Annotated in this window: 24 protein-coding genes; 18 read left to right on the forward strand and 6 right to left on the reverse strand. The window is 69.9% G+C overall.

Going from position 1 to position 23838, the window contains the following annotated elements:
* Positions 1-525: 525 nt before the first annotated feature.
* The 3 genes from IPI43_30625 to IPI43_30635 all read right to left on the reverse strand — a co-directional run bounded on the left by IPI43_30625 (position 526) and on the right by IPI43_30635 (position 4284).
* Complete coding sequence (locus IPI43_30625) at positions 526-1575, reverse strand: transposase (protein MBK7778416.1); 1050 nt, start codon at positions 1573-1575, stop codon at positions 526-528.
* 18 nt (positions 1576-1593) lie between these two features.
* A complete protein-coding gene (locus IPI43_30630; protein MBK7778417.1) occupies positions 1594-2451 on the reverse strand; it encodes a tyrosine-type recombinase/integrase in 858 nt (285 codons plus the stop codon).
* Between the two features lie 312 nt (positions 2452-2763).
* Complete coding sequence (locus IPI43_30635; protein ID MBK7778418.1) at positions 2764-4284, reverse strand: transposase; 1521 nt, start codon at positions 4282-4284, stop codon at positions 2764-2766.
* A gap of 152 nt (positions 4285-4436) precedes the next feature.
* On the opposite strand from IPI43_30635, the gene IPI43_30640 reads away from it, so the two are divergent.
* The 3 genes from IPI43_30640 (at position 4437) to IPI43_30650 (ending at position 6995) form a co-directional block, all read left to right on the forward strand.
* Positions 4437-5618, forward strand: a complete 1182-nt coding sequence (locus tag IPI43_30640) for a DUF2236 domain-containing protein (protein MBK7778419.1) — start codon at positions 4437-4439, stop codon at positions 5616-5618.
* 203 nt (positions 5619-5821) lie between these two features.
* Entirely contained in the window at positions 5822-6130 is a 309-nt protein-coding gene (locus IPI43_30645) for a hypothetical protein (protein MBK7778420.1), read from the forward strand.
* A gap of 157 nt (positions 6131-6287) precedes the next feature.
* Positions 6288-6995, forward strand: a complete 708-nt coding sequence (locus IPI43_30650; protein MBK7778421.1) for an alpha/beta hydrolase — start codon at positions 6288-6290, stop codon at positions 6993-6995.
* A gap of 880 nt (positions 6996-7875) precedes the next feature.
* Here the strand turns inward: IPI43_30650 and IPI43_30655 are convergent.
* Both IPI43_30655 and IPI43_30660 read right to left on the reverse strand, forming a co-directional pair.
* Positions 7876-8799 carry a 5,10-methylenetetrahydrofolate reductase gene (locus IPI43_30655; protein MBK7778422.1) on the reverse strand — a complete coding sequence of 308 codons (924 nt, stop codon included), beginning with the start codon at positions 8797-8799 and terminating at the stop codon, positions 7876-7878.
* A 7-nt stretch (positions 8800-8806) separates the two neighbouring features.
* Positions 8807-9424: a TetR/AcrR family transcriptional regulator gene (locus IPI43_30660; GenBank protein MBK7778423.1), complete on the reverse strand. Its 618-nt coding sequence runs from the start codon at positions 9422-9424 to the stop codon at positions 8807-8809.
* Between the two features lie 86 nt (positions 9425-9510).
* Between IPI43_30660 and IPI43_30665 the strand changes: the two genes are divergently transcribed.
* The 4 genes from IPI43_30665 to IPI43_30680 are packed head-to-tail and all read left to right on the forward strand — an operon-like array spanning position 9511 to position 13325.
* Positions 9511-10365: an SDR family NAD(P)-dependent oxidoreductase gene (locus IPI43_30665; protein ID MBK7778424.1), complete on the forward strand. Its 855-nt coding sequence runs from the start codon at positions 9511-9513 to the stop codon at positions 10363-10365.
* A complete protein-coding gene (locus tag IPI43_30670; GenBank protein MBK7778425.1) occupies positions 10352-11278 on the forward strand; it encodes a ferritin-like domain-containing protein in 927 nt (308 codons plus the stop codon). Before IPI43_30665 ends, IPI43_30670 begins: the two co-directional genes overlap by 14 nt.
* Positions 11242-12768: an NAD(P)/FAD-dependent oxidoreductase gene (locus IPI43_30675; GenBank protein ID MBK7778426.1), complete on the forward strand. Its 1527-nt coding sequence runs from the start codon at positions 11242-11244 to the stop codon at positions 12766-12768. Before IPI43_30670 ends, IPI43_30675 begins: the two co-directional genes overlap by 37 nt.
* The gene (locus IPI43_30680; protein MBK7778427.1) at positions 12765-13325 is read left to right on the forward strand and encodes a DUF1697 domain-containing protein; all 561 of its coding nucleotides are present in this window, start codon (positions 12765-12767) and stop codon (positions 13323-13325) included. The genes IPI43_30675 and IPI43_30680 overlap by 4 nt, the downstream gene beginning before the upstream one ends.
* Here the strand turns inward: IPI43_30680 and IPI43_30685 are convergent.
* Positions 13322-14749, reverse strand: coding sequence for a hypothetical protein (locus IPI43_30685; GenBank protein ID MBK7778428.1), 1428 nt, complete (start codon positions 14747-14749; stop codon positions 13322-13324). The genes IPI43_30680 and IPI43_30685 overlap by 4 nt on opposite strands.
* A 258-nt stretch (positions 14750-15007) precedes the next feature.
* Between IPI43_30685 and IPI43_30690 the strand changes: the two genes are divergently transcribed.
* From IPI43_30690 to greB, 11 genes are all read left to right on the forward strand, one after another.
* Positions 15008-15229 (forward strand): hypothetical protein, encoded by a 222-nt coding sequence (locus IPI43_30690; GenBank protein ID MBK7778429.1) that lies wholly within the window; start codon positions 15008-15010, stop codon positions 15227-15229.
* 102 nt (positions 15230-15331) lie between these two features.
* Positions 15332-16204: a DUF692 domain-containing protein gene (locus IPI43_30695; GenBank protein ID MBK7778430.1), complete on the forward strand. Its 873-nt coding sequence runs from the start codon at positions 15332-15334 to the stop codon at positions 16202-16204.
* Positions 16201-16971 carry a putative DNA-binding domain-containing protein gene (locus tag IPI43_30700; GenBank protein ID MBK7778431.1) on the forward strand — a complete coding sequence of 257 codons (771 nt, stop codon included), beginning with the start codon at positions 16201-16203 and terminating at the stop codon, positions 16969-16971. The genes IPI43_30695 and IPI43_30700 overlap by 4 nt, the downstream gene beginning before the upstream one ends.
* Before the next feature lie 2 nt (positions 16972-16973).
* Entirely contained in the window at positions 16974-18425 is a 1452-nt protein-coding gene (gene cls, locus IPI43_30705) for a cardiolipin synthase (GenBank protein MBK7778432.1), read from the forward strand.
* A 257-nt stretch (positions 18426-18682) separates the two neighbouring features.
* The gene (locus IPI43_30710) at positions 18683-18931 is read left to right on the forward strand and encodes a type II toxin-antitoxin system prevent-host-death family antitoxin (protein ID MBK7778433.1); all 249 of its coding nucleotides are present in this window, start codon (positions 18683-18685) and stop codon (positions 18929-18931) included.
* Positions 18922-19371: a PIN domain-containing protein gene (locus tag IPI43_30715; GenBank protein MBK7778434.1), complete on the forward strand. Its 450-nt coding sequence runs from the start codon at positions 18922-18924 to the stop codon at positions 19369-19371. Before IPI43_30710 ends, IPI43_30715 begins: the two co-directional genes overlap by 10 nt.
* Positions 19372-19438: 67 nt before the next feature.
* Entirely contained in the window at positions 19439-20158 is a 720-nt protein-coding gene (locus IPI43_30720) for a hypothetical protein (GenBank protein ID MBK7778435.1), read from the forward strand.
* Entirely contained in the window at positions 20155-21405 is a 1251-nt protein-coding gene (locus IPI43_30725) for a DUF2403 domain-containing lipoprotein (protein ID MBK7778436.1), read from the forward strand. Before IPI43_30720 ends, IPI43_30725 begins: the two co-directional genes overlap by 4 nt.
* A gap of 67 nt (positions 21406-21472) precedes the next feature.
* Positions 21473-22063, forward strand: a complete 591-nt coding sequence (locus IPI43_30730; GenBank protein ID MBK7778437.1) for a dioxygenase — start codon at positions 21473-21475, stop codon at positions 22061-22063.
* 116 nt (positions 22064-22179) lie between these two features.
* Positions 22180-23214 (forward strand): hypothetical protein, encoded by a 1035-nt coding sequence (locus IPI43_30735; GenBank protein MBK7778438.1) that lies wholly within the window; start codon positions 22180-22182, stop codon positions 23212-23214.
* A gap of 29 nt (positions 23215-23243) precedes the next feature.
* Positions 23244-23756, forward strand: a complete 513-nt coding sequence (greB, locus tag IPI43_30740) for a transcription elongation factor GreB (GenBank protein MBK7778439.1) — start codon at positions 23244-23246, stop codon at positions 23754-23756.
* Positions 23757-23838 lie beyond the last annotated feature (82 nt).

The following is a 23838-nucleotide window of genomic DNA, read 5'->3' on the forward strand; positions in this document are numbered from 1 at the left end:
TGAATCATCGACATGAGGTGTTCGAATAGTTTACATATTCAATAGCGATTCGGTGAAGCGCGCCCCGCACACACGGCTGGACGGCCAGCGCGATTGAGGCGCGGTTCGCCGAGGCGCCGATGAACGGAGCCGCGGAGCATCACCCAGGCGTGAGCGCGCGGCTATGGGCAAATCGCGGCGGGCATCGCGAGGCGCCGGCGCTCTGGCCAGGGCTTGGGAGGAGACGCTTCTGCGTGCGGGGACGTCGGCACGTCAGATCCTCGCGCGCAGCGTGGCCTGTCGTGTGGGCACAGCGAGATGCCACTGCGGGACGCACGAGCGCCACCACCGCAGCAGACGAGCAGTCGCTGCGCGACGCATGCCCATGCATGTCGTGGGCGATGGTCATGACGAGTCGAGCCTCTCGGTCCCGCCCCGGTCGGCAAGGGGAGCACGAGCAGCGGCGTGCCGCAGCGCGGACACTGCAAGGGGTCGCGCCCGTTGAGCGCCAGCATGAGCTCCACCCAGGTGCGTGGAGGGTCCCGCTCACCGGTCTCGACCACGGGTGCCGAGGCGGAGGCGTTGCCGAGAGTGGTCTGTGCGCGAGCGAGGGTTCCCGAGCGAACGTGGCTGGTGGAGACGAGGCCGGCGTGACGGATCTTGTGGAAGCCCCTGGGCAAGGTGTGGCGGAGGAGGCGAGCGAGGAAGTCCACCGCGTGGAGGGCAGGTGAGGCCGTCCTTGGTGGCGAAGGTCACGGCCTCGCCGTCGTAGCTCATGAGGCGCGCGTTCGAGATGCCGACGCGGTGCGTGTACCGCCCGAGGTACGCGAACACCTGCTGCGCTCCAGCGAACGGGGCCTTCGCGTAGACGTGCCACCTCGTCTCGAAGAGCGCGCGTCGCACGGGCTCCACCTCGTGAGGCGGCAACACGAGCGTGCCCGCGTCGAGTGCCGGCAGGATGGCCTCGCGCACCGCGCCTCGAACGAGCTTTGCGAGAGCCCTCACGGGGAAGAGGTACCGGCCGTTGCGGCGCACGGGGATCCACCGCTGCGCCGCGAGGTCGTAGCCGCCGGCGCTGACCACCGCGTGCACGTGAGGATGGTAGAGCAACTCGCGGGTCCACGTGTGAAGCACCAGCGTGATGGCGGGCAGCGCACCGAGCCGCTTCGGGTCGGCCGCCATCGTGAGCAGGCTGCGGCGCGCCGCCTCCATCAGGAGCCCGTACATGACCCGGCGCTCGCGCGCGAACAGCGCGCGCAGAGGCTCGGGGATGGTGAAGACGACGTGGAAGTAGCCCACGTCGAGGATGCGCTCACGCCGCGCCTCGAGCCACCGCAGCTGCGACAAGCTCTGGCACCCGGGGCAGTGCCGATTGCGGCAGGAGTTGTAGCGAGGCTGCTCGTAGTCGCAGCCAGGACACTTGTGCAGATGCCCGCCGAGCGCCGCCGTCCGACAGCGCTCGATGGCCCGCAGCACCTGGTGCTGCTCGGGACTCAGCACGTGCTCCGCGCGCACTCGCTCTCCGTGTGCGCGCGCGAGCGCACCCACACTCAGCCCAGGCTCGCGCCGGGACATCGACCCGTGCTCGTGCGCCATGACCACCACCTCGGTGACCTACGCGAGTCGTGCCCCGTCTGGTGTCCCGAGCACGGCCAACGGATTCACGAGTGACTGCCGGCGCGCTTCGGACAAGTGCGTGTAGCGGGTGGTGCTCAAGATGGAGCGGTGGCCCAGCAGGATCTGCACGGAGCGGAGGTCCGCGCCGAGCTCGAGCAAGTGCGTCGCAAAGCTGTGACGCAGCAGGTGCGGATAGACCCGCTTGGTCAGACCTGCTCGCGCGGCCGCGAGCCGCAGCAGCTTGTGCACCGCCTCGCGCGTCAGCGACGCTCGACCCTTGCGCCCTGGAAACAGGCCCTCGCTCCGGTGTCGACGCTGACGCATCCACTCTCGCAGCGCCTCGAGCGTGACGGCCGGCAGCGGCACGATGCGATCGCGACGCCCCTTGGTGTGTCGGATGGTCAGCACACCGCGTCGCGAGTCGACGTCGGCTATCGTCAGCGACAGCGCCTCGGAGATGCGCAGCCCCGAGCCGTAGAGGAGCATGACGAGGGCACGGTCGCGAGGGCGCTCGATGGCGTCGAGCAGCCGCTGGACCTCGCTCCCGGAGAGGATGGCGGGCTGCTTGTCGTGCTCCACCACGCGACGGAGCGGGTGCATGACTTCGGGGCGACGCAACGTCACCCCGAAGAGAAAGCGCAGCGCGCTCAGCGCCACGTTGATGCTCCGCGGAGCCCGGCCCGCTCGTCGAAGGTGCATCACCCATGCGCGCACCTCCTCCGTGTCCAGTTGGCGGGGGTCGCGCCTGTGGAAGGCCACGAACTGCTTCGCGTACCGCAGGTAGGTCTCCCGTGTGTTCGCGGCCACACCGCGCAGGAACAGGTCCTGCTCCATTCGGTCTCGTACTTCGCCCATCGCTCGCCTCCATGGCTTGGCCACGTCCCCGATGGACGGGCTCAATCCACAGCCTCGATCCGATGAAGCCCACACGCCCCTGCTACGCGCGATGCCCCTCAGTCACGCGACATCAGGCCTGCCGCGGAGCGGCTTCGTTCAACATTCTAACTGCGCAACACGCTGTCGGTCAGCGCGCATGAAGCCCCTGCCGACCCCTTCAGGGTGGCACGACGGGCGCTTTGAGCGCCAGTGCTATCGGCGAATCCGCCTCGGGGAGCCGCGCGGACGGACCGGTGCACCGCCGGTGTTGAGGTCCGTCGCTCGTCGGGGTCACCAGGGGTCGTTGGGGTCGAGCTGGGAGAAGTCGTCTTGCGGAGCGTCGGCGAGGGCGTGCTCGTCGGGCTCGTAGACGAGGTCGCTCTCGAGCGGGGAGGAGCGGGCGCGGGGCTCGGGGGTGTCGAGGCCTTGGTGGCGCAGGATGCGCTGGATGCTGTAGTGGTCGAGGACGGTGGCCACGTGGCGCATGCGGCCGCCGCAGTGGGGGCAGGCCAGGACGTCCAGGCCGAAGCTGTGGCGCATGAGCTCGGCCCACGCGGTGTTGCGGGGCTTGGTGGGGTTGGCCGGGCGGGTGCGCTTGCGCGGGATCACACCCGGGCGCAGGTAGGCCACCGCCAGGGGGCGGAGGCGGGCGTTGGCGGCGAACAGGCCTCCGTACAGCAAGGTGTTGACGCGCGGCGGGGGGACGAGGGCGACGAGGCGGTCGATGAAGCGGTCTGGCGTCAGCCGTATCTGGGTGGTTCCGTCGCTCCATGGGGTCTTCAGTGTCAGTTCCACGCCGGTGGCATGGAGGGTGAGTCGTGTTTCTTTGAGGGGCGGGCGCAGGATGTAGCTGACCAGTTGCTCGAGGCTCGCGCGGGCTCCGGCGGCTACGGTGACGTGGGCGTCGAGGTCAAAGCCGTCTTCGTGCGCCTTGAGTCGGGCGAACGTGCTGAGTGCGCGGGGCCTTCCGTTGCGCAGGCGCTGGGCGCCCTTGTGGAAGACGCCCTCGGCGTAGAGCTCGCCTAAGCTGAGCATGAGCTGCTGGGCGTCCCAGTCTTCCTCGTCGGGCCCGAGGCCCAGCTTCTCCAACAACTCGACCACGCGCCGCTTGATGTCGGCCACCAGGGCGGCGACCTCCGCCACGGTGGGTGGGGCGGCGTGCAGGAACACTAGCTTTCCGTCGCTGCGCTCGTAGAAGCTGCCGTCCGTGTAGAGCGCGTGGAAGTGGACGTTGAGGTTCAGCGCACCGCCGAAGCGTTGGATGGCCATGATGCTGCCGGGGCGCGCGCTGCCGTGCTGGCCAGGTGGCCCGAGGTTGGCGGCGCGGGAACGGTAGAGCGCGTCGATGGCCGCTCGAGCGATGCCCCAGACGCCGAGGGTGAGCTGGTGGTTGTGGGCCATGCGCCACCGCAGCGCGTGCGGGAAGGACAGCACCCACTGGCGAAAGGGGACCGGCGGCAGGACGTTCTCGACGAGGTGCTTGGCCTGGTCCGCCATCTTCCGGCCGACGCAGCGGGGGCAGAAGGCTCGCTGCTTGCAGCTGAGGGCCACGAGGCGGCTCTGGGCGCAGTCGTCGCAGCGGAAGCGGGCGAAGCCGTGACGGAGAACGCCGCAGCGCAGGTAGCCGCGCAGGGTGTCGACCACGAAGCCGGGCAGTGGGCGCTCGGCGCGGGCTTCCAGGTACTTCTCCAGCTCGTCGCTGAGGAGCTGGTGCAGCGGGCCTGCGCGCGGATCCCGACGCTCGTAGGTGAGCGCGAGGGCAGGCGGTGGAGCGACGGCAGCGGCGGGCACCCGCGCGGGTGATGCACCCAACAGTCCGTTGGTCGACGCGCGAGTTCAAGCGCGTGTTGCACCTCTCTTGGAGGCGCCCGCCGGTGCTCGCTGGCGCCCGCCGGTGCCGGCCCACCGAAAGTCCCCCGTTCACCAACTAACCATCTGGTGACTTTCATGTCAGGCTGCCCGGCATGTCCTGGCAATCCATCCCCGCCCCGGGCTCGCTGCAGTACACCGAACGCTTCAGCGAGGCCTTCCTCGACAGCCTGCGCTCCAAGGGCGACCCCCTCGCCGACGCCGTCATTGCCGAGCTCGCCGAGACCATGCCGCTCACCGACGTGGGCGACCTCTTGGCCGAGGTGCGCCGCCGCGTGGGCCGCTCCCCCGCCTGTGCTGCGTTCATCCAAGCGGGCGTGCGGCTCCCCGCCTGGGTGGACTTCGACGCCATGCGCGCGGGCCAGCGGCTGATCGCGCAGTTCCCCGTGCACATGGGCCTCGGCCTGTTCTCGGGCAGCCTGGTGGGCGGCGCGGTGTTCCCCAAGATGGCGCTGGTCACGGCCATGACCGGCATGCTCAGCGGCGACACCAACAAGCGCCTCGACGAGACCGCCGCCATGGTGCTGCGCATGTCCATGCCCGGCACGCTCGAGCCCGGCGGCGAGGCCCACGAGCTGTTCGTGCGCGTGCGCCTGCTGCACGGCGCGCTGCGGCGCTTCCTGCCCGAGACGGGCCGCTTCCGGCACCCCACCGAGGTGCCCATCAACCAGCAGGACCTGGCCATCACGCTGGGCCTGTTCGGCTACGTGAACGTGCGCAGCCTGGCGCGCATGAACATCCACCTCACCCCCGAGGAGCGCGCCTCCTTCACGCTGCTGTGGCGCTACGCCGGCTTCGTGCTGGGCATCGACGACGCGCTCCTGCCGCACACCGCCGAAGAGCAGCGCGAGTTCTTCCTGGCCAGCCTCAAGCACCAGGCGCGCCCCGACAAGCTCAGCGACAAGAACCGCGTGGTGATGGACAACTTCGCGCGCCAGGTGCACCAGTCGCTGCCGCTGGTGAAGGAGAGCGTGGCCCGCGACCTGCTCTATCAGATCTGCCGCTACCTCTCGGGCGACGAATACGTGACCGGCATGCAGCTGCCCAACCTGGGCGACGACTACTGGGGCCTGCGCCTGCTGCGAGGCCTCGGCACCGGGGCGAGCTTCGTGCACCGCCACGTGCCCGGCGGCGAGGACGCCCTGTACCGCTTCGGCGTCACGCACTACCGGCGCTCGCTGCGCCTGATGGAGAAGAAGAAGGACAAGCAGGGGACGTACCGCGTGCGCACCACGCAGGACGCCTTCCCCGCGCCGGCCGCTGCGGCTGGCCAGTAGCTCCAGGCAGTGACTCCGAGCGGTCGGCACCGGTGCGCGGACGTCCCATCGACGTGAACGTAGTCGTCTGACGACTCTTCACAACTCCCAGTGGGTGGCCTCGGCGGGCGACGGGTAGAGGTCCGCCTGATCCCGGCCAGGCGCTGCTGTGCTACCAGGGCGATGTGGATCTGAATGCCACCCATCTCACGTTAGCCAAGGACGTGTGCGCCCAAGTTGGAGCACACCCACAGGCTCCTGCGCCCCACGAGAAGCTCGGCCTGTCCCGCTCTGCGCGGTCCACCCAGCCGCTGCAAGGGCTTCGCGTGAATCCCACCGCAGGGACCTGTGGCTGGTACATCTGGGCGGGAGAACTGTCCGCAGCGGAAGACTTCTTCGAACCCGTTCACGTGAGCCACCTCGAGACCGTGTGCCCACTCTCCGTCGGGTTCCTGAGCTTGCCGCCGGGCTGGCGCTTCCTCACCGATGGCGACTACGTCGACGTCTGGTTCGACCCGGATCTCCGGTTCTGAGTCGCCGTCGTAGGACCCCGAGGGTGGGTCAGCATGCCCAACAGCGCCAGCCACGGCCCTTGGTCGGAGGCACGTGCTCCCCCCAACGCCGGCAACTCCGGCGTTCGTGCACACGCGCCTCGTGCCCTCCGGAGGACAGCGTCTGGTATGAAGAGTCGTGGTCGCACGAACCGAGTTGGTACTGTTGCCGGGGATGGACGGCACTGGCGTGCTGTTCCAGCCGCTGCTGGACATACTGCCCCTCTCCTTGGTGGCCCACGCGCAGCGCTACCCCACCCACGAGGCGCTATCCTACGATGACCTGGTCGCGCGCGTGCTCGCGGCGCTTCCCCGCGAGGGTGACTACGTGCTCGTCGCCGAGTCCTTCTCCGGTCCCATCGCGCTGCGCGCCGCCGCGACTCAGCCGAGAGGCCTCCGCGCCCTGGTCCTGTGTGCCTCGTTCGCCGAGGCTCCTGTGCGCGTGCCCGCGTGGCTCACGCCCTTCGTGCGGCCGGGCCTGATGCGGATGTCGCCCTTCGCGCTGCAAGCCCCCGTGATGCTTGGCATGAGCGCACCCGCGTCGCTGCGCGCGCTGCTGGCGGAGGCGCTCGCGGCCGTGTCCCCGGAGGTGCTCGCCCACCGCGCCCGTGAGCTGTTGCGCGTGGACGCCAGCGAGGCGCTCTCCGCGCTGCACGTGCCGCTGCTCTACCTGCGCGCGACGCGAGACCGCCTGGTCAGCGCACGCAGCCGCGACCACCTGCTGCACCACTGCCCTGACGCGACCGTGGCGGACATCCAGGGGCCGCACCTGCTGATGCAAGCGCAGCCCGAGGCGTGCTGGCAAGCCATCGAGGCCTTCCTGCGCGAGCGCGTCTTCACGGGCTGATGTCGAACCAGATCGACTGACCGTGCTCGGGGATCCCCGGTGGTGGTGGTGGGGGCGCGCCGCACTCCGCGCCCGGGCCAAACGCTCCTTCGGAACGCGATCGTTGCCACCAGGACCCGTCCGAGCAGGGTGGTGGCGCGTCGCTCGACGGCGCGTCCCGCGTCATCGCGGATCAGCGCCTCGGTGGCGCGGACCTCACCCGTCTCCGACAGCGCGTCGACGTGCTCTTGGAAACCACTCAGGTCGTAGTGGACCCGAAAGATGGCGAACGCCGAACGCACCTCGCTCAACCGCCCCGCGGCGTCGTAGTGGTAGGTGCTGCGGTCGGGCTCCTCGTCGAGCCCCGGGACCTCGCACGTGTAGCTGGCCAGCCGCTCGTGCTCATCGTACTCGACCACGCACACCTGCGTGGTGTCGCCGGAAGGTGTCGCGTTCGTCATGCGCAGCGCGCGGCCGGCCGCGTCGTAGTCGAAGCTGCGACGCTCGCTCTCCTCGAGGGTGGTGGGATCCAACTGTGGTGTGAGCGTGATCAGCGCGTCGAGGCGGCCGCTCGCGCCGTACTGCAGCTCCTTTCGGAATGCGAGGGTGCCGCGAATCACACGCTCGATGCCGGCGAGCCGCGAGCCCTCGTAGGTGTAGGTGGTGTGGAAGTCGAGCTCGGTGGCCGTGGACTCAGTGAGACGACCCCGCACGTAGGTGAACGTCTGCACCGATTCGCCCTCGGTGACCGAGCACGTGCCATCCATCGTCGGTCGCTCCGCATGGGATGCCGCGTTGGCAGTCACGCTGGCGCCGACAGGCCCCGTCTCGCCGCCCGACGCGTGGCTACAACCCGCGACCAGGACACCGAGCCACACACCGACCGAGACGAGAGAGCGCTTCATCGCCCGGCAGCCTGCAGGATGGCCGCCACGCGCTGCACCATCTCCACGGAGGCCTCGATCTCCGCCTTGCGCGTGGACACGCTCTCCACGTTGCAGCCGAGCGAGATGCCCTTCTCGCGCGCGAACTGGTGCAGCTCCTCGAAGGCCGCCACCGTGAGGTCCACCGACTTCTCGAGGATGTCGTGGGAGTGCAGCAGCTCGTTCTCGAGCCAGCGCGGCACGGCGATGCCCAGCCAGCGCATGAACTCGAGGGTCTTCTGTGACCCACACGGGCTGATCGTCACCAGCACGTGAGGCATCGGCCGCTGCTCGGCCTCGCAGCGGTAGTAGAGATCGCTCAGCACGTTCTTGCTCGCCGTGACCGAGTACACGGCCTGCGTGACGAAGAACTCGCAGCCCAGCGCGCGCTTCTCCGTGATGCGCGCCACCTCGTCTCCACCCGCCTCGTGCCGCTCGGCGATCAGCACCCCGCCCAGGGGCAGCGTGGGCGACTGCTCCCGATGGATGCGGTACGCGTCGCGCAGCTTGAGGTGCACCGCCTGGTGCTTCGACGGAGCACCCACCAGCACCGTCGCCGCGTGTTGTCTCGCCAGCTGCTGCAACCACGCCGTCAGCCCGTCCGCCGTCAGTCCCGCCACGGAGCGGTACACCACCTTCGGCAGGTCCACGTCCGCCAGGTAGTCGTAGGCATAGGTCAGCGGATCGATGGACTCGAGGAAGGGGAACGGCCGCTCGGCGTCGGTGCGACTCGACTCGTCCTGCAGGTCGTAGACCACCAGCGCGTCCACGGGCAACCGCTGGATCCGCGCGCACTGCAGCGCCGCCACCTCGCGCTTGCGCTCCTCGGTGAAGCTCGCCTTCAGCGGCGTGATCCCGTAGGTGAGGCGCGGCGGCGTCCAGCGTGTGGCGGTCTGGTCCATCGCCGGTCTATAGCACCCGCGTCAGCTGCATCTCGCGCGCCACATAGTGCGTCACCATCTCCGCCAGACCCTCGGTCAGCTCCTCGTAGGTGATGGGCGGGTTCGGATCCGACAGGTGCTGCAGCACGGTGAAGATGCCCCCGTGCATGAAGATGTAGGTCATGGCGGGGATGCGCCGCAGCCGCATGTACTCGGGGTGGTGCATCACCACCTGGATCACGATCTCCGACAGCAGCTTCGTGACGGGGTGCAGGTAGCTCTTGATGTCCACGCCCACCGCGTCGCGCGCGCACTTGAGGTAGCGCTGGTCGTTCTTGTTCAGGAACTCGCCGAAGTGCTGGAGCATCAGCCGGATGGCGTCGCCGATGTTGGAGCGCACGAGCTGCGGCGTGAGCGGCGTGAGCATGGCCACCACCTCCGCCACGAAGCGCTGGTTCATGGCGTCGAAGACCTCCTCCTTGTTGGCGAAGTACTCGTAGAGCGAGCCCACCCCGATGCCGGCCACCTCGGCGATGTGGCGCGTGGTGGTGTGGGCGGTGCCGCGCTCGGCGACGCAGATGAACGCTGCCTCGACGATGGCGTCGTAGGTGGCCTTGGAGCGCTCTTGCTTGGGCTTGCGTGGCATGGACCGACCCGACTGGAATCCGAACAATTGCTCGGGATATGCTGTCAGCCGGCCAACGGATGGTCAACCCCCCAACGAAAGCACCCATGTTCGGCACCAAGCTCAGCAAGTCATCCTCCGCAGTCGTCACCGGCGCGGGCAGCGGCATCGGGCGGGCGTTCGCCCTCGAGCTAGTGGCGAGGGGCGGACGCGTCATCTGCTCCGACATCCAGCTCGCGGCGGCCGAGGAGACCGTCGGCCTCATCGAGGCGCGCGGCGGCCAGGCCCTGGCGCTCGCCTGCGACGTCTCGAAGCTCGAGGAGGTGGAGGCGCTCGCCACCAAATCCGAACAATGGCTCGGCAATCCCGTGGACCTGGTGGTGAACAACGCCGGGGTCGGGATCGGCGGCCGCCCCATCGGGGTCATCCCCATCGAGGACTGGCACTGGACGGTGGGTGTGAACCTGTGGGGCGTGGTGCACGGCTGCCACGTGTTCGCCCCGCGCCTCCGCGCGCTCGGGCGCGGCGGCATCATCAACGTGTGCTCCGCAGCCAGCTTCGCGTCGGCGCCCATGATGGGGCCCTACAACGTCACCAAGGCGGCCGTGCTGGCGCTGTCCGAGACGCTCGAGGCGGAGCTCTCAGGGAGCGGCGTGCGCGTCACGGCGCTCTGCCCCACCTTCGTGAAGACCAACATCGTCACCAACGGCCGTATCCCCGAGGCCACCTCGAAGCTGGGCAGCCAGATGATGGCGCGCACCGGGGTGTCGCCCGAGGGCGTGGTGAAGACCACATTGGACGCCCTCGACGCCCACCGCCTCTACGTGCTGCCGCAGCTCGAGGCGCGGCTCATCTGGCGCATGAAGCGCTTGGCTCCGGTGGCCTACAACAAGAGCTCGGGGCTCCTCGGACGGATGTTCGCCCCGCGCGACGCGAAGGGAGCCGACCATGGCGCAAGTTGATCTCGAGAAGATGCTCACCAAGATCAAGGCCACCCAGTGGGGCCTCGGTGACGTGGACTGGGAGGCCCCCGGCGCCGAGCGCATCACCCCCGAGCAGTGGCCCAAGCTGAAGGTCTTCATGGCGGACCTCATGTGGATCGAGCACGTGGGCGCGCGTGGCTTCGCGGCCATGGCCAAGACGGCGCCGACCGCCACGCTGCGCGAGATCTACACCTACTTCCACGCCGAGGAGCAGCGCCACGCCAACGCGGAGATGGCGCTCATGAAGCGCTGGGGCATGCTGGACGGCGACACGCTGCCCGAGCCCAACATCAACCTGCGGCTGGTGATCGAGTGGCTCGACAAGTACGCCGACGAGATGCCCTTCTACGTGCTGGGCGCGGTCATCCCCATGCTGGAGATCGCGCTCGACGGGGCGCTCTGCCGCTTCTTGCTCGACACCGTGGACGACCCGGTCTGCCACGCGGCCTTCGACCGCATCAACGGCGACGAGGCGCGCCACCTGGCGGTGGGCTTCACGGTCATGGAGCAGCAGGGCGTGGACAAGAACGCCATGCAGCTGATGCGCATGTGCGCGCCCATGGTGGACCCGCGCCTCTTGCTGGGCATCGCGGTCTACCTGCCGCTGCTCAACAAGATGCGCGACAACATCGTGGAGCTGGGCCTGCCGGAGAAGAGGCTCTACGACGTGATGGCCAAGTTCGGGAAGATCGGCGGGCGCACCCGCGAGGGCCGCCGGAACCCCTGGTTCCAGGTCATCCAGCATCACGCGCGCGTGGTCATCGACCGCCGGAACCGCTTCTACCACGTGCCCGTGGACGCCATGGTGCGGGCCAGCGGTCAGATCCCGAAGGAGGCGCTGCCGCCCGTGCCTACCTGGGTCAACGAGCTCACCTGGAGGCCGGCCGCGTGAGGGTCGAGACGCTCATCCTGGGCGCAGGCTTCGGCGGCGTGGGGGCGGCCATCCGACTCACGCGCGCGGGCCTCGGCGACTTCCTGATCCTCGAGCGCGCGGCCGACGTGGGCGGCACCTGGCGCGACAACACCTACCCCGGCGCGGCCTGCGACATCCCGTCCAACCTGTACTCGTTCTCGTTCGCGCAGAACCCCGAGTGGTCGCGGGCCTACTCGGGCAGCGCGGAGATCCTGCAGTACGTGCAGCGCCTGGTGGACGAGCACCAGCTGCGCCCGCGCATCCGCTTCCACCAGAACGTGAGCCACATGCGCTTCGACGAGCGCGCCGGCGAGTGGGAGGTGCGCACCGACACGGGCAGCGTCTTCCGCGCGCGCAGCGTGATCTCGGCCACCGGCGGCCTCGCCAACCCGGGCTACCCGGCCATCGAGGGACGAGAGCGCTTCGCGGGCAAGACCATCCACAGCGCGCGCTGGGACCACGGCTACGACTTCGCGGGCAAGCGCGTGGCGGTGATCGGAACCGGAGCGAGCGCCGTGCAGATCATCCCCGAGCTGGTGAAGGTGGCGGGCAGCGTGAAGGTCTTTCAGCGCACGCCGGGCTGGGTGGTGCCGCGCCCGGACTACCGCGTGCCGGAGCGCCAGAAGGCGCGCTTTCGGCGCAACCCCGCGGCGCAGACGGCCGCGCGTCAGGCCCTGTTCTGGGGCCACGAGAGCTCGGCGCTGGCGGTCATCTGGCCCTCGCCGCTCACCCGCGTGGCCGAGGGCATCGCCAGCGCGCACCTGCGGCGTCAGGTGCAGGACCCGTGGCTGCGGCGGCAGCTCACGCCCAACTTCCGCATCGGGTGCAAGCGCGTGCTGCTCTCGAGCGACTACTACCCGGCGCTGCAGCAGCCCAACTGCAAGCTGATCACGTGGCCCATCGTGCGCATCGGTGAACACGGCGTGCACACGGCCGAGGGCGTGGAACACCAGGTGGACTGCGTGGTGTTCGCCACGGGCTTCGAGGTGCACAAGCAGAGCACGCCGTTCCCCGTGGTGGGCCTCGGCGGGCGTGTGCTGGCGGACGAGTGGCGCGGTGGCGCGCAGGCCTACAAGAGCATGAACGTCACCGGGTTCCCCAACCTGCACTTCATCCTGGGGCCCAACTCGGGGCCGGGGCACAACTCCGCGCTGGTCTACATGGAGTCGCAGATCGACTACGCCGTGCAGGGCGTGCGCACGCTGGCCGAGACGGGGGCGCGCTTCCTGGACGTGCGGCCCGAGGTGCAGCAGCGCTACAACGAGGGGCTGCAGAAGCGGCTCGCCAAGACCAACTGGGCGTCGGGCTGCAAGAGCTGGTACCTCACGGCGGATGGCTTCAACGCCACCATGTACCCGGGCTTCGCCACGCAGTACGCCCAGGAGCTGCGGCACTTCCAGCGAGGCGATTACCACGCCGCACCGGCTGCTGGCGCCGCTGACCGTGCGGGCCTAGCCCTGCAGACATGACGCGGGTCGTGGTGTTGTTGCGGGGTGTGAACGTCAGCGGGCACAAGGTGGTCCCCATGGCCCAGCTGCGCGCGCTGGCGGTCGAGGCCGGGCTGACAGACGCGTCGACCTACATCAACAGCGGCAACCTGATCGCGACGGCGTCGTGGAAGACCGAGAAGGCAGCCATGAGCGGGCGCGCCGCCCTCGAGACGCAGCTCGAGGACCTCGTGGAAGCGCGCTTCGGGTTCCGGGTGCCCGTCATCGTTCGCACGCATCGGGAGTGGAGCGCCCACGCCGTGAGCCCGCCCTTTGCGGATGCGATCACCGAGCACCCCAACCTGGTGATGCTGGGCGTGTCCCAGCGGCCGCTCTCACCAGACGTGCTCGCGACGCTGCGCGGGCGGGCTAGCGAAGGCGAGCGGGTGGAGCTGCATGGCGGGTCGCTGGTCATCGACTACGCGCACGGGTCGGCCCGCTCGAAGCTGACGCCCGCCGTCCTGGACCGCGCCGCAGGGTCGCCGGTCACCACGCGCAACTGGCGCACGGTGCTGAAGCTGGGTCAGCTGCTGGGTTAGCGGTCCGTCGGGGGCCGCATGATGGCGTCGCGCAGCGCGCTGTCGGGGGCGTCCACCAAGCGCACCTCGCCGTCTTCGTAGACCACGCCCAGGTCGGCCAGCAGCGCGCCGGTCGCAGGCCAGCTGCTGCGCGCGGCGTACTCGTCGGCCAGCAACACCAGCTCCGCGTCGAAGGCCGCCACCAGCGCGCGCGCGGTCACGGGGCTGCTGCTGTGCTCCACCTCGCGCAGGCAGCGCGCGACGGCCTCATCGAGGGAGCTGCCGCGCCTGCGCAGCGCCATGTCCGCCGCCAGCACGAACGCCGTGCCGCCCCAGTAGACGCGCGTGTAGGCCGCCGTCTCGTGCATGGCGCTGGCCTCGTCGGTCAGGCTGCGCCCGGTCCCGCTGCGCTGCCCCACCGCGAAGCCCTCGGCGATGCGCGCCCAGGCCTGCTCGGGCGTCTTCCAGCCAGCACGCGCGCGCAGCACCTCTTGGTAGTACGTGGCGATGCCCTCGCTCAGCCAGCGGTCCGCCGCCGGCACGCGCGGGTGCAGCAGGTGCGCCAGCTCGTGCACCGTGACCCAGTCGTTGGTCAGGGACCCGGCCGGCGCGCGGTCGCCGAAGAACAGCAGGATGGAGGCGCCACCGCCGCGCTTGGTGAGCCCGAACTGCACGGGCTGGTCGCTCGGCGCAGGCCACACGATGCCCAGCACACGCTCGGCCGGGAAGGCGCCGCCCACCGAGGCCACCATCGCCACGGCGCTCGCCAGGTGGTCGCTCAGCTCGGCTTCTCCGTGGGCCAGCGGCCCGGCCACGCGCGCCACGCGCAGCTCCGTGCTGCCCACTTGGCGTGTGCTCAGCCCAAAGCGCCCCAGCAGCACGTCGCTCGGGAGCGCCAGCGCCAGCGGTGGCAGCAGGAAGCGGGCGGCGTGCGTGCCGGGCGGGTCCTGACCCACGCGGGTCACGGGAGCCTCTGCGCCCTCCGGGAGCGCCGGCCACGCGGTGGCCACCTGCTGCTCTGGACTCAGCGCGAAGTGCAGCTCCGCCTGGGTCACCTGCGCCACGGGGCGCATCAGCCACTCGGACTGCGCGCTGAGCAGGGCCTCGGGGCCGGCCAGCACCTGCCGGTTGGCCACGAGCGTGGCGCGATAGCGAACGCAGCCCTGGGCATCACCCCGCAGCGTGTCGCCTACGCGCGCGCCGGCCAGCACCTCGATGCGCTCCCAAGGGGTGCTCCAGGGCCGCAACACCACCGGACCGGTGGCGCAGGCCTCCACGTCCATGACCTCGCCCCCCTCGTGGGCGGCCACGAAGTACGCAATTTGGTTGGCGCGCGAGACCGCCGACGGGGGCACGGTGGCGCAGCCCAACAGCGTGACCAGCACGCCCAGCAGGCCACCGCGGGGGCCCCGGTGGTTCGTGAATTTCGTCGTGATATCCGCCATCTTGCTTGCTGTCTGGCTGGCGCCCCGGCGTGCCGGCGGGAGCCTCTCTGCAATTCACCGAAACACCTGGCCAGGTCACCGCGTACCCGTGCTCGTGTCTCGTTCTTCGACGAGGACTTTACACGAAGCGCGCGGACGGTTAGCGTTCGCCCCACTCAGATTGCGGCAGCGACGGTCATCGCTGCCCCAAAGGCACAACAGGTGCCCAACAACCCGGTCCACAGTGACGAGACAGCGACGCAAGTCGGAGGAAACCCTATGAACACCGCTCTTAAGCACACGATCATCGCCATGGCCACCGCCGCGCTCGGCTTCACCGCGGGCTGCAGCTCGGAGAGCCCGGAGGGCGAAGAGTCCACCACCGGTGGTGAGACGGCCACGGAGGCTTCCTGCTCCGGCGCCGCCGAAGAGCCCGCGGCTGAGCCCGCGGCCGAAGAGGGCGCCGCCGAGGCGAGCTGCGGCGAAGGCTCCTGCGGCTGATCCTGCCGTAGGCAACTCGAGGCGCCGCGGTGGCTTTGGCTGTCGCGGCGTTTCTGTTTCTGGTCCCGGTTTCTTCATCTCCACACGAGCTCTGGGCGCTGCATGACGCGAGCACAAGAAGGCGTGAGCGGGGTCGGCATCGGCCTCCGCATGGGCAACTCCGAGGCGCTGCTGGCCGCGCTCCCGCGCGAGGTGCGCTGGGTGGAGGTGCACCCCGAGAATTACATCGAGCGCGGTGGCCGCTTCGCCCGCATCCTCGAGCGCGCCCGCGAGGCCTGGCCGGTGGTGACCCACGGCCTGACCATGTGCTTCGGTGCCCTCGAGCCCTGCGACCCGCGCTACCAGCGTGAGCTGCGCAGCTTCCTGCGAGACCTCGAGGTGTCCTGGCACTCGGACCACGCCTGCTTCGGCTCCGTGGACGGCGTGTTCGCCCACGACCTCCTGCCGCTGCCCTTCACGGACGAGGCCGTGGCCGTGGTCAGCCAGCGCATCTCGGAGGCGCAAGACGCGCTGGGCTTGCCCGTGGCGCTCGAGAACGTGAGCTATTACGCGCCCATGGGGGCCGACCCGCTGGCCGAGGTGGACTTCCTCAACGAGATCCTCAGCCGCACGGGCGCCAAGCTGCTGTTGGACGTGAACAACGTGTACGTGAACAGCCAGAACTTCGGCTTCGACGCGCGCGCCTGGATCGACCGCGTGCCGGCCGACCGCGTAGTGCAGATGCACGTGGCCGGCCACCTGGTGCGCGAGGACGGCCTGCGCATCGACACGCACGGCGAGCCCGTGCCCGAGGGCGTCTACTCTCTGCTGGAGCACACGCTGCGCCGCACGGGCGACAAGCCCATCCTGCTCGAGCGCGACAACAACATCCCGCCCCTCGAGGAGCAGCTGGACGAGCTGCGGCGGCTGGCGGCCATCGTCGAGCGCGTGCGCGCGTCTGCCCTGGTGGGCACTTCCGCAGGGGTCACGCCATGACGGGCCCAGCCGAGCTGAGCCTGCGGGCCTATCAAGAGACCGCGCTGCGCGTGTTCTTCAGCCGCGAGCCGAGCGCGGACGACCTCGTGGCGCTGGGCTCGCCCGAGCGCTTCGGCGTGTACCGCAAGATGGTGCGGCACCGCCTCGACAAGGTGGTGCGCGCCGCGCTGCCGCGCACGCTGCAGGAGCTCGGTGAAGACGAGACGAGTGCGCTGATCACGGCCTTCTTCGACGAGGCCCCGCCGCGCACGCGCTGGTTCCGCGAGGTGCCCGAGCACTTCGGGGCGTTCGCGCTCGCGCGCTTCGGCGGCAGCAGCCCCGCCCACCTGCGTGAGCTGTGTGAGTTCGAGTTGGCGCGCTGGACGGTGCAGCACCTCGAGTCCGAGCCGGCCACGTCCGTGGTGGCGCTCGACTTCGCGCTGCCGCCGGTGACCACGCCTGCGCTGCGCCGCCTGCGCGTGCAGCACCGCGTGGATCTGCGCGGCACCCCCCCGCGCATGGAGCCCGCCAACCTGGCGGTCTATCGGCGCCTCGACGACAAGCCCGCCACCTGGGTGCTCAACGACATCGCCGCCGCGCTACTGGACGCCTTCGTGGACGGCCAGGGCTCGCTGGCCGAGCGTGTGCAGGCGGTCACCCGCGCGCGCGACGTGGCCATCGACGCCACCTTCCTCGAGCGGCTCTCGGCGCTGCTGGCCGACTTCCTCGAGCGTGGTGTGCTGCTGGGCTCGGCTCAGCCCGTGCCCACGGGCGAGACGGGGGACTGAGCGTGTTCAGCCTGGACCTGCCGCCCGGCATCGTGGCGGTGCTGACGGCGCTCCAGGTCATGTGGATCATCGCGTCCAGCGTGTACATCCTGCTGGAGCGCCGGTCTCCGCAGGCCACCATCGCGTGGATCGCCACGTTCGCGGTGCTGCCGCTGCTGGGGTTCCTGATCTACCTGTTTCTCGGCCCGCGGCGCTTCGACCGGCGCAAGCGGCGGAGGCGGCGCGCCCGCAAGGTGGTACGCGGCCAGCACGCGGGGCCGGAGCGCTGCGAGCTGCCCGGGCCCGCCGCCGAGCACGCCTCCACCGTGGCGCTGCTCGAGAACGCCGTGGGCGACGCCGCAGTGCTGCGCTGGGCCGACGTGGACCTCCTGCTCAGCGGCAAGGAGAAGTACGCCGCGCTCGAGGACGCGCTGCGCCATGCCAGCTCGAAGATCCTGCTGGAGTACTACATCTGGGAGCCGGACCGCACCGGGACACGGGTCCGCGACATCCTAGCGGAGCGGGCCCGCGCCGGCGTGCAGGTGAAGGTGATCGTGGACGGCCTCGGGTCCAGCGGGGCGGGCAGCAAGTTCTGGGCGCCCGTGCGCGCGGCCGGCGGCGAGGTGCGTCACTTCAACGGTGTGAACTGGTCCAACTGGCGGCCCACCATGACCAACTTCCGCACGCACCGGAAGATCGCGGTCATCGACGGTCACATCGGCTTCACGGGCGGCATGAACCTCACCGAGCACCACACCGAGGAGTTCGCCGGGCCCAGCGCCTGGCGCGACACGCACCTGCGCCTCTCGGGCACCGCGGTGGAGGGCCTGGCGGCAGTGTTCTACGAAGACTGGCAGTACGCCGGCGGAGACGCGCCTGCGCTCATGCAGACGCCCACCGTGAAGTCGCCCATCAAGGCCGACTTCCAAGACGTGCCCGTGCAGATCGTGTCCTCGGGGCCCGACGAGAACGTCAGCGCCATCCACAAGCTTTTCTTCTCGGTCATGACGGGCGCGCGCCGCCGCATCCAGCTGACCACGCCCTACTTCGTGCCCGACGAGCCCATCATGCAAGCGCTCATCGTGGCGGCCATGCGCGGCGTGCCGGTGGACCTGTTGCTGCCTGCCAGCGGTGACCAGCCCTTCGTGGCGGCGGCGGCGCGCAGCTACTACCCGGAGCTGCTGGCGGCCGGCGTGCACATCTTCGAGCTCAGCGAGCCCGTGTTGCACTCGAAGACCCTGCTGGTGGACGACATCGCCATCATCGGCACCGCCAACATGGACAACCGCAGCTTCCGGCTCAACTTCGAGGTGGTGGCGGTCATGTACGACCAGCGCGTGGCCGCCCAGCTGGCCGACGCGTTCGCGGCCGACGTGGCCAAGAGCGTGCGCCTCGACGAGGCCACGTTGAACGCCGATCCGCTGCGCAGGCGCTTGCTGGCGGCGGTGGCGCGGCTGTTCTCGCCGATGTTGTGACGTGCCGTCGAGGGGGGCTTCCGACCTCCACACATCTTGCGAGCGGACGGATTCGCCTTGCTGCAAGGCTCTATGGGCACCCCCGGCTGGAAGCCGGGGGCAGCAGACCAGGCCTGGGCGACCTGAAAGTCCCCCCTTCGGGCGGACTAAATTGTGGGGAAGTTGGGGGCCGGACCACCAAGGGTACCCGGACACAGGGGTCGTCGTAGCCTGTAGCCCTTGCGCGCTGACCGTACGGACCGTACGGTTGCGGGGTCATGCCGAAGCCGAAGACCTACGGAGCCGAGGAAGCGCGCACGCACCTGCCGGAGCTGCTCGAGCGCGCGCATCGCGGCGAGCGCAGCGTCATCACGAAGCGCGGCAAGCCCTACGCGGAGGTCGTGCCCGTGGGCAGCCACGCGGGGAAGCCCCGGCTCGCGTTCCTGTCGCTGGCCGGATCCGGGAGTGGTCTGTGGGGGAGTTCCTCGCGCGAGACCATCAAGCGCTTGCGGGACGAGTGGGAGTGACGCTGGCCACACAGGTGCCGGACGGCGCCACGGTGTTGATCGACACCAACCCGATCATCTACCTGCTGGAGGGCAACCCCCTCGGGGAGCCGTTTCGGTCGATCTTCGAGGCGGTCGATCGCGGGCGGATCGCCGCGATGGTGACGCCCATCACCATCGCGGAGGTGGTCACAGGGCCTCTGAAAGCAGGCAAAGAGGCGCTGGCAGAGCGATACCGGCGAACGCTCACGCAGAACCCGGGCTGGAGCTTGCGCGCTATCGATGCCGACATTGCGGTGCTGGCGGCCCGACTTCGACTCCGTCATGCGTTGAAGCTCCCCGACGCCATGCAGCTCGCGGCGGCACTGGAAGCGGGCTGCCACGCGCTGGTCACGCACGACCGCGACTTCGCGAGCGTGACGGACATGCCGATCATCGGCCTGGGGCGGCGACGAGGCTGAAGCAGCGGGCGGCGGGCTGCGCCACTCAGGGATATGCGTGCCTAGCGTGGTCCGCTATGGTGCTCTCATGCGAGATCGCCGCTGCACCCCTCGCTCGCTGATCGCCTTCGCCATCGTCTGTGCTCTCGCCTCCGGCTGCGGCAGCAGCGGTGGTGGCTCGCTCGACTCGGGCAGCAGCGCGGATGCACCTCCCATCGTCATCGATGGCGACTTCCCCTGCCGCGCCGAGGCCGACGGCACGACCACGGCGGTGTTCGTGAACCGCTGCGCGTCGCCGCTCGAGATCCGCGGCAGCGACATCGAAGGCGCCACCGTGGCTCCCGGCGGGCACGTGTGCCGCAACCTCGGCACCGCCACGGAGGTGCTGTCGGCCAAGCGCTACTGGGGCTTCATCGGTGAGGACCCCGGCGGTGAGCACCACACGCTGGCGGAGTTCACGTTCAACACCGACTTCAATGACTTCGACTGGTACAACATCAGTCACGTCGACGCGCACAACCTCCCCATGCAGATCGTCCCGCTGGACCGCGAGAGCTGCGTGACGCTCACCTGCTCGGACCCGGCGCTGCTCACGGACTGCCCGGCGGTGGGGCGCTACACCGGGGCCGGCGACACGCTGATCTCCTGCGTGAGCCCCGACCGCGACAACGCCAACAGCCCGGTGGCGCTGTATTTCGAGTCTTGCGACGACGCCTATGCGTGGTCCGGCGACGACCAACACGGCGATGACCCGAGTCCCGTGCGCGCCTGCGCCGGCGAGGACTGGGCCATCGTGTTCTGCCCATGACCGGCCGCGCTCGCCTCACGCCTCTGCTCCTGTGCGTGCTCCTGCAGGCACCCGGCTGCGGAGGGCCCGACAGCATGACGCCGCGTGACAGCGGCTCGGCCGTGGACGCCAACTTGCCTCCCGTGGGCGGTGGCCTCGGCGCCGCCACCTTCACGAACGGCGAGCTCGACGCGCCCTCGCACGGGGGCACCATCACGTTCCAAGACATCGGTGCGGCGGGCTGGTACCCGAGCCGGCGCGACCCGGAGGAGGGCGGCTGCAACGCCTTCGAGAGCGACACCTGCTGCCTCGAGCGCCGCGAGGTCACGAGCAACGCGCTCACGCCGTGGGACGAGGACCTGATCCTCACGCTGCGCGGTCCACTGCAGATCAAGCAGCTGGCCGTCTATCAGCCCAGCGGCGGAGAAGGCGCATGGTCGCTCGTGTCCGCGTGGGACGCGCGCAGCCCCGGGAGCGCGGACGGCATCGCGTTCCGTGGCAACGACACCGAGACGGACGGCTTCAGCGGAGCCGTGGGGACCGAGTGCTTGGTGGACGTCTCCACCGACCGCGTGTTCCCGTGTGGCGCGGGCAGCAGCCCCTTCTGCCCCGCCTCGGCCGACGTGCGCTACCACGGCTGGTCGGGCTCGAAGCTCTTCGTGCTGCTCGCGCGCATGCCGCACGCCGGCGAAGTCACCGCGGGGACACCGTGCTCCGACACCACCGACGGCAACTGGTACGACGCGCCGTGGCTCGGCCTGAGCCTCGGCGAGCTGGTGCGCGCCGGCGCGTTCTCGGGCTGCCAGTGCTACGCGAAGAACCCGGACGAGTGGTGGCTGGGCGACGGCTGCGGGCAGTTCAACGTGTTCGAGGTGGTCAACGACAACAACGAGTTCCGCAACCTCGACCTCTTCAGCACCAACTTCTTCGGCTACGCCGGCTACGTGGGCGAGGGCCCGTGCGGCTCGGCGTGCGACGTCTCGGGGCTCGCCGGAGCGGTGGACCTGATCGACAAGGACACGCACGAGGAGGCCACCGCCGGCGCGCTCGCGTCTCCCAGCGGCGGCCCGGGCGCGGCCTTCCGGCGCCCCACCGAGGGCTTCCGCTACTTCGTCATCCACCTCGACGTCGCCTCACGCTCGGTGCAGCTCGCCATCGTGCACCCCGAAGCGGTTCCGGCTGGCATCGCCCCGCTGCTGCCCAGCCTGCCGGCCAGCGTGCCCGCCAGCACCATCAGCGCGCTGCTCGGGCTGCGCCTTCCAGAGTGACCGCCGACGCGCTTCAACGCGCGCGGGCGCCATGGCTTCGCAGGGCCGGACTCGCTAGCATCGAGCGATGGCCACCGAGTTCCAGTTCACGCGACGCGGGTTCCTGTGGGTCGCGCTCGGCACGCTCGCCGGGGCGTGCGGCACGCGACGCGAGGGCGCTCCAGCGTCGGACGCCACGGCAGCCACGCAAGACGGAACCGTGCTGTGTGGGGCCCCGACGGGCGCCGACATCGAGGGGCCCTACTACGTGGCGGGCTCGCTCGAGACCGCCACCCTCGGCCCGGGCGCACTCACCCTGCGGGGCGCCGTCATGGACGCGCGCTGCCAGCCACTGCCGGGCGCCATGGTGGACGTGTGGCAAGCCGACGAGACAGGCGCGTACGCCAACGACCGCTACCGCGCCAAGCAGCGGGCGGGCGCGGACGGGAGCTACCAGTTCCAGACCACCAAGCCGGGGAACTACCTCAATGGGCCGCAGTACCGTCCTGCGCACATCCACCTGAAGGCTTCAGCGCCGGGCTTCCGGTCGCTCACCACGCAGCTGTACTTCCCCGACGACCCGTACAACGGCATCGACCCGTGGTTCGAGGCAGCGCGCCTGGTGTCCATGGAGTCCGGCGCGGCGGCTCGCTTCGACGTGGTGCTCGCGCCCGTCTAGCGCTCGCTGCGCCGCGCGTAGAGACTCCTCTACGACGCTGGGCGGAAGCGCGCTCGTGCGCTGGCGTACATCCGGAGACCTCGGCAGCGACCGGGGCAACCACGGAGTGAACTTCCATGCCTAGAGTTTCAGTGAGCCCCTCCGCGCGGGCAGCCGCCGCGCGTCTCCCCCAAATCCTGTGCGCCATCGCCATGGTCGCCGCGGCACCTGCCGCCTTCGCTGCAGGCGGCTGCGGCAGCGGTGGTGGCCGCGCAGAAGAGCCCGAGGCCGGCGCCGGCGTGCGGGGCGCTGTCACCATCGAGAACCGCAGCCAGTTCGACATCTGCTGGATGATGCTGATGCAGGACGAGGGCAACATCGCGCAGGACGTGGCGCTCAGCCCCGGCGCAAGCGTGGAGGTCAACGTCGTCGACGACACCAACCGGCTGTTCCTGACGGAGTGCGGCGGCCAGCGCAGCCTGCTGGGCCACCCCATGAACTGGTACGGCACGGCCCAGGGTGAGGCGGAGTACCTGCAGAATCTGCAGCATGACCGCATTGTGCTGTACGACCCAGGTCAGGCTCCCGGGAGCGCCACCGATCACCGCGCCGTGGCGCTCAACCCGCGGCCCATCTCGGACTGGATCTTCTGGAGCCCCACCCCGGACTCCGGCCTCGCGTCGGAACTGCACGCTGCGCTGCTCCAGAAGGCGCGCAGTGAGAGCTGGAGCGAGACCCTCGACTTCTCGCTCCTGCTGGGCGGCTGGAGCGAGCTCCGCAACCGATACACCGGCATCCTCACGGGCCGCAGCGTGCAGGCCGCTGGCTTTGCGCGCTGGCCCGACGGGCACTGCACCATGCAGGCCTTCGGCTACGAGCAGGGCCACGACGGCTCCGACTACGCGGGCCCGCTGCGCGTGGGCGTGAGCACCCAGCTCGACATCCCGTGTGCGGCGCTCACCTACGCGGCCGGCCTCCCCGGTGCCAGCCCCAACTCGCTCGCGGCCGAGGGCAGCAGCACGGGCGGTGGTGGCGGTGGCGGGACCCCTGGCGGCGGCTGCAGCAACTCGTGCGCGTCCGCCAACGACGGCGAGTGCGACGACGGCGGGCCCAACTCGCTCTACAGCGTGTGCCAGCTGGGCACGGACTGCGCGGACTGCGGCGGCCGCTGAGCCCGAGTCGGTGCATACTCCTCGCGACCATGGGACAACGACGACCCAAGCCCGAGGAGCCACGCTCGGGCTACATCACCAGCGAGGGCTACGCCCGCATGAGCGAGGAGTTCGAGCAGCTCTACCGCGTGGAGCGCCCGAAGGTGGTCAAGGGCGTGGCCGTGGCCGCCGCCGAGGGTGACCGCTCCGAGAACGCCGAGTACATCTACGGCAAGAAGAAGCTGCGCGAGATCGACCGTCGCCTACGCCACCTGGGCCAGCGCCTCAACGCGGTCACGGTGGTGGAGCCCAACGAAGACCGCGACGACGGCAAGGTCTACTTCGGCGCCTGGGTGCGCCTCGAGAGCGAGACCGGCGAACAGCTCGTCCTCCGCATCGTGGGCCCCGACGAGTTCGACGGGAAGCGCGGCTTCATCAGCATGGACTCGCCTGTCGCCAAGGCGATCCTGCGAAGGGAAGAGGGCGATTTGGTGAAGGTGGAACGCCCCCGCGGCACGACCACTTTCGAGATCGTGGAGGTCAGCTACCGCCCCCTCACGTGAACGTGCTCGTCGGCTACCGACGTCCTCCGTTCATGTTGGGATCGATACGGGCGAGGAATGGATTGAAAATCCGCGTGTCCTT

The organism is Sandaracinaceae bacterium (genome assembly GCA_016706685.1).
GTDB lineage: Bacteria > Myxococcota_A > Polyangia > Polyangiales > Houyiibacteriaceae > JADJJE01.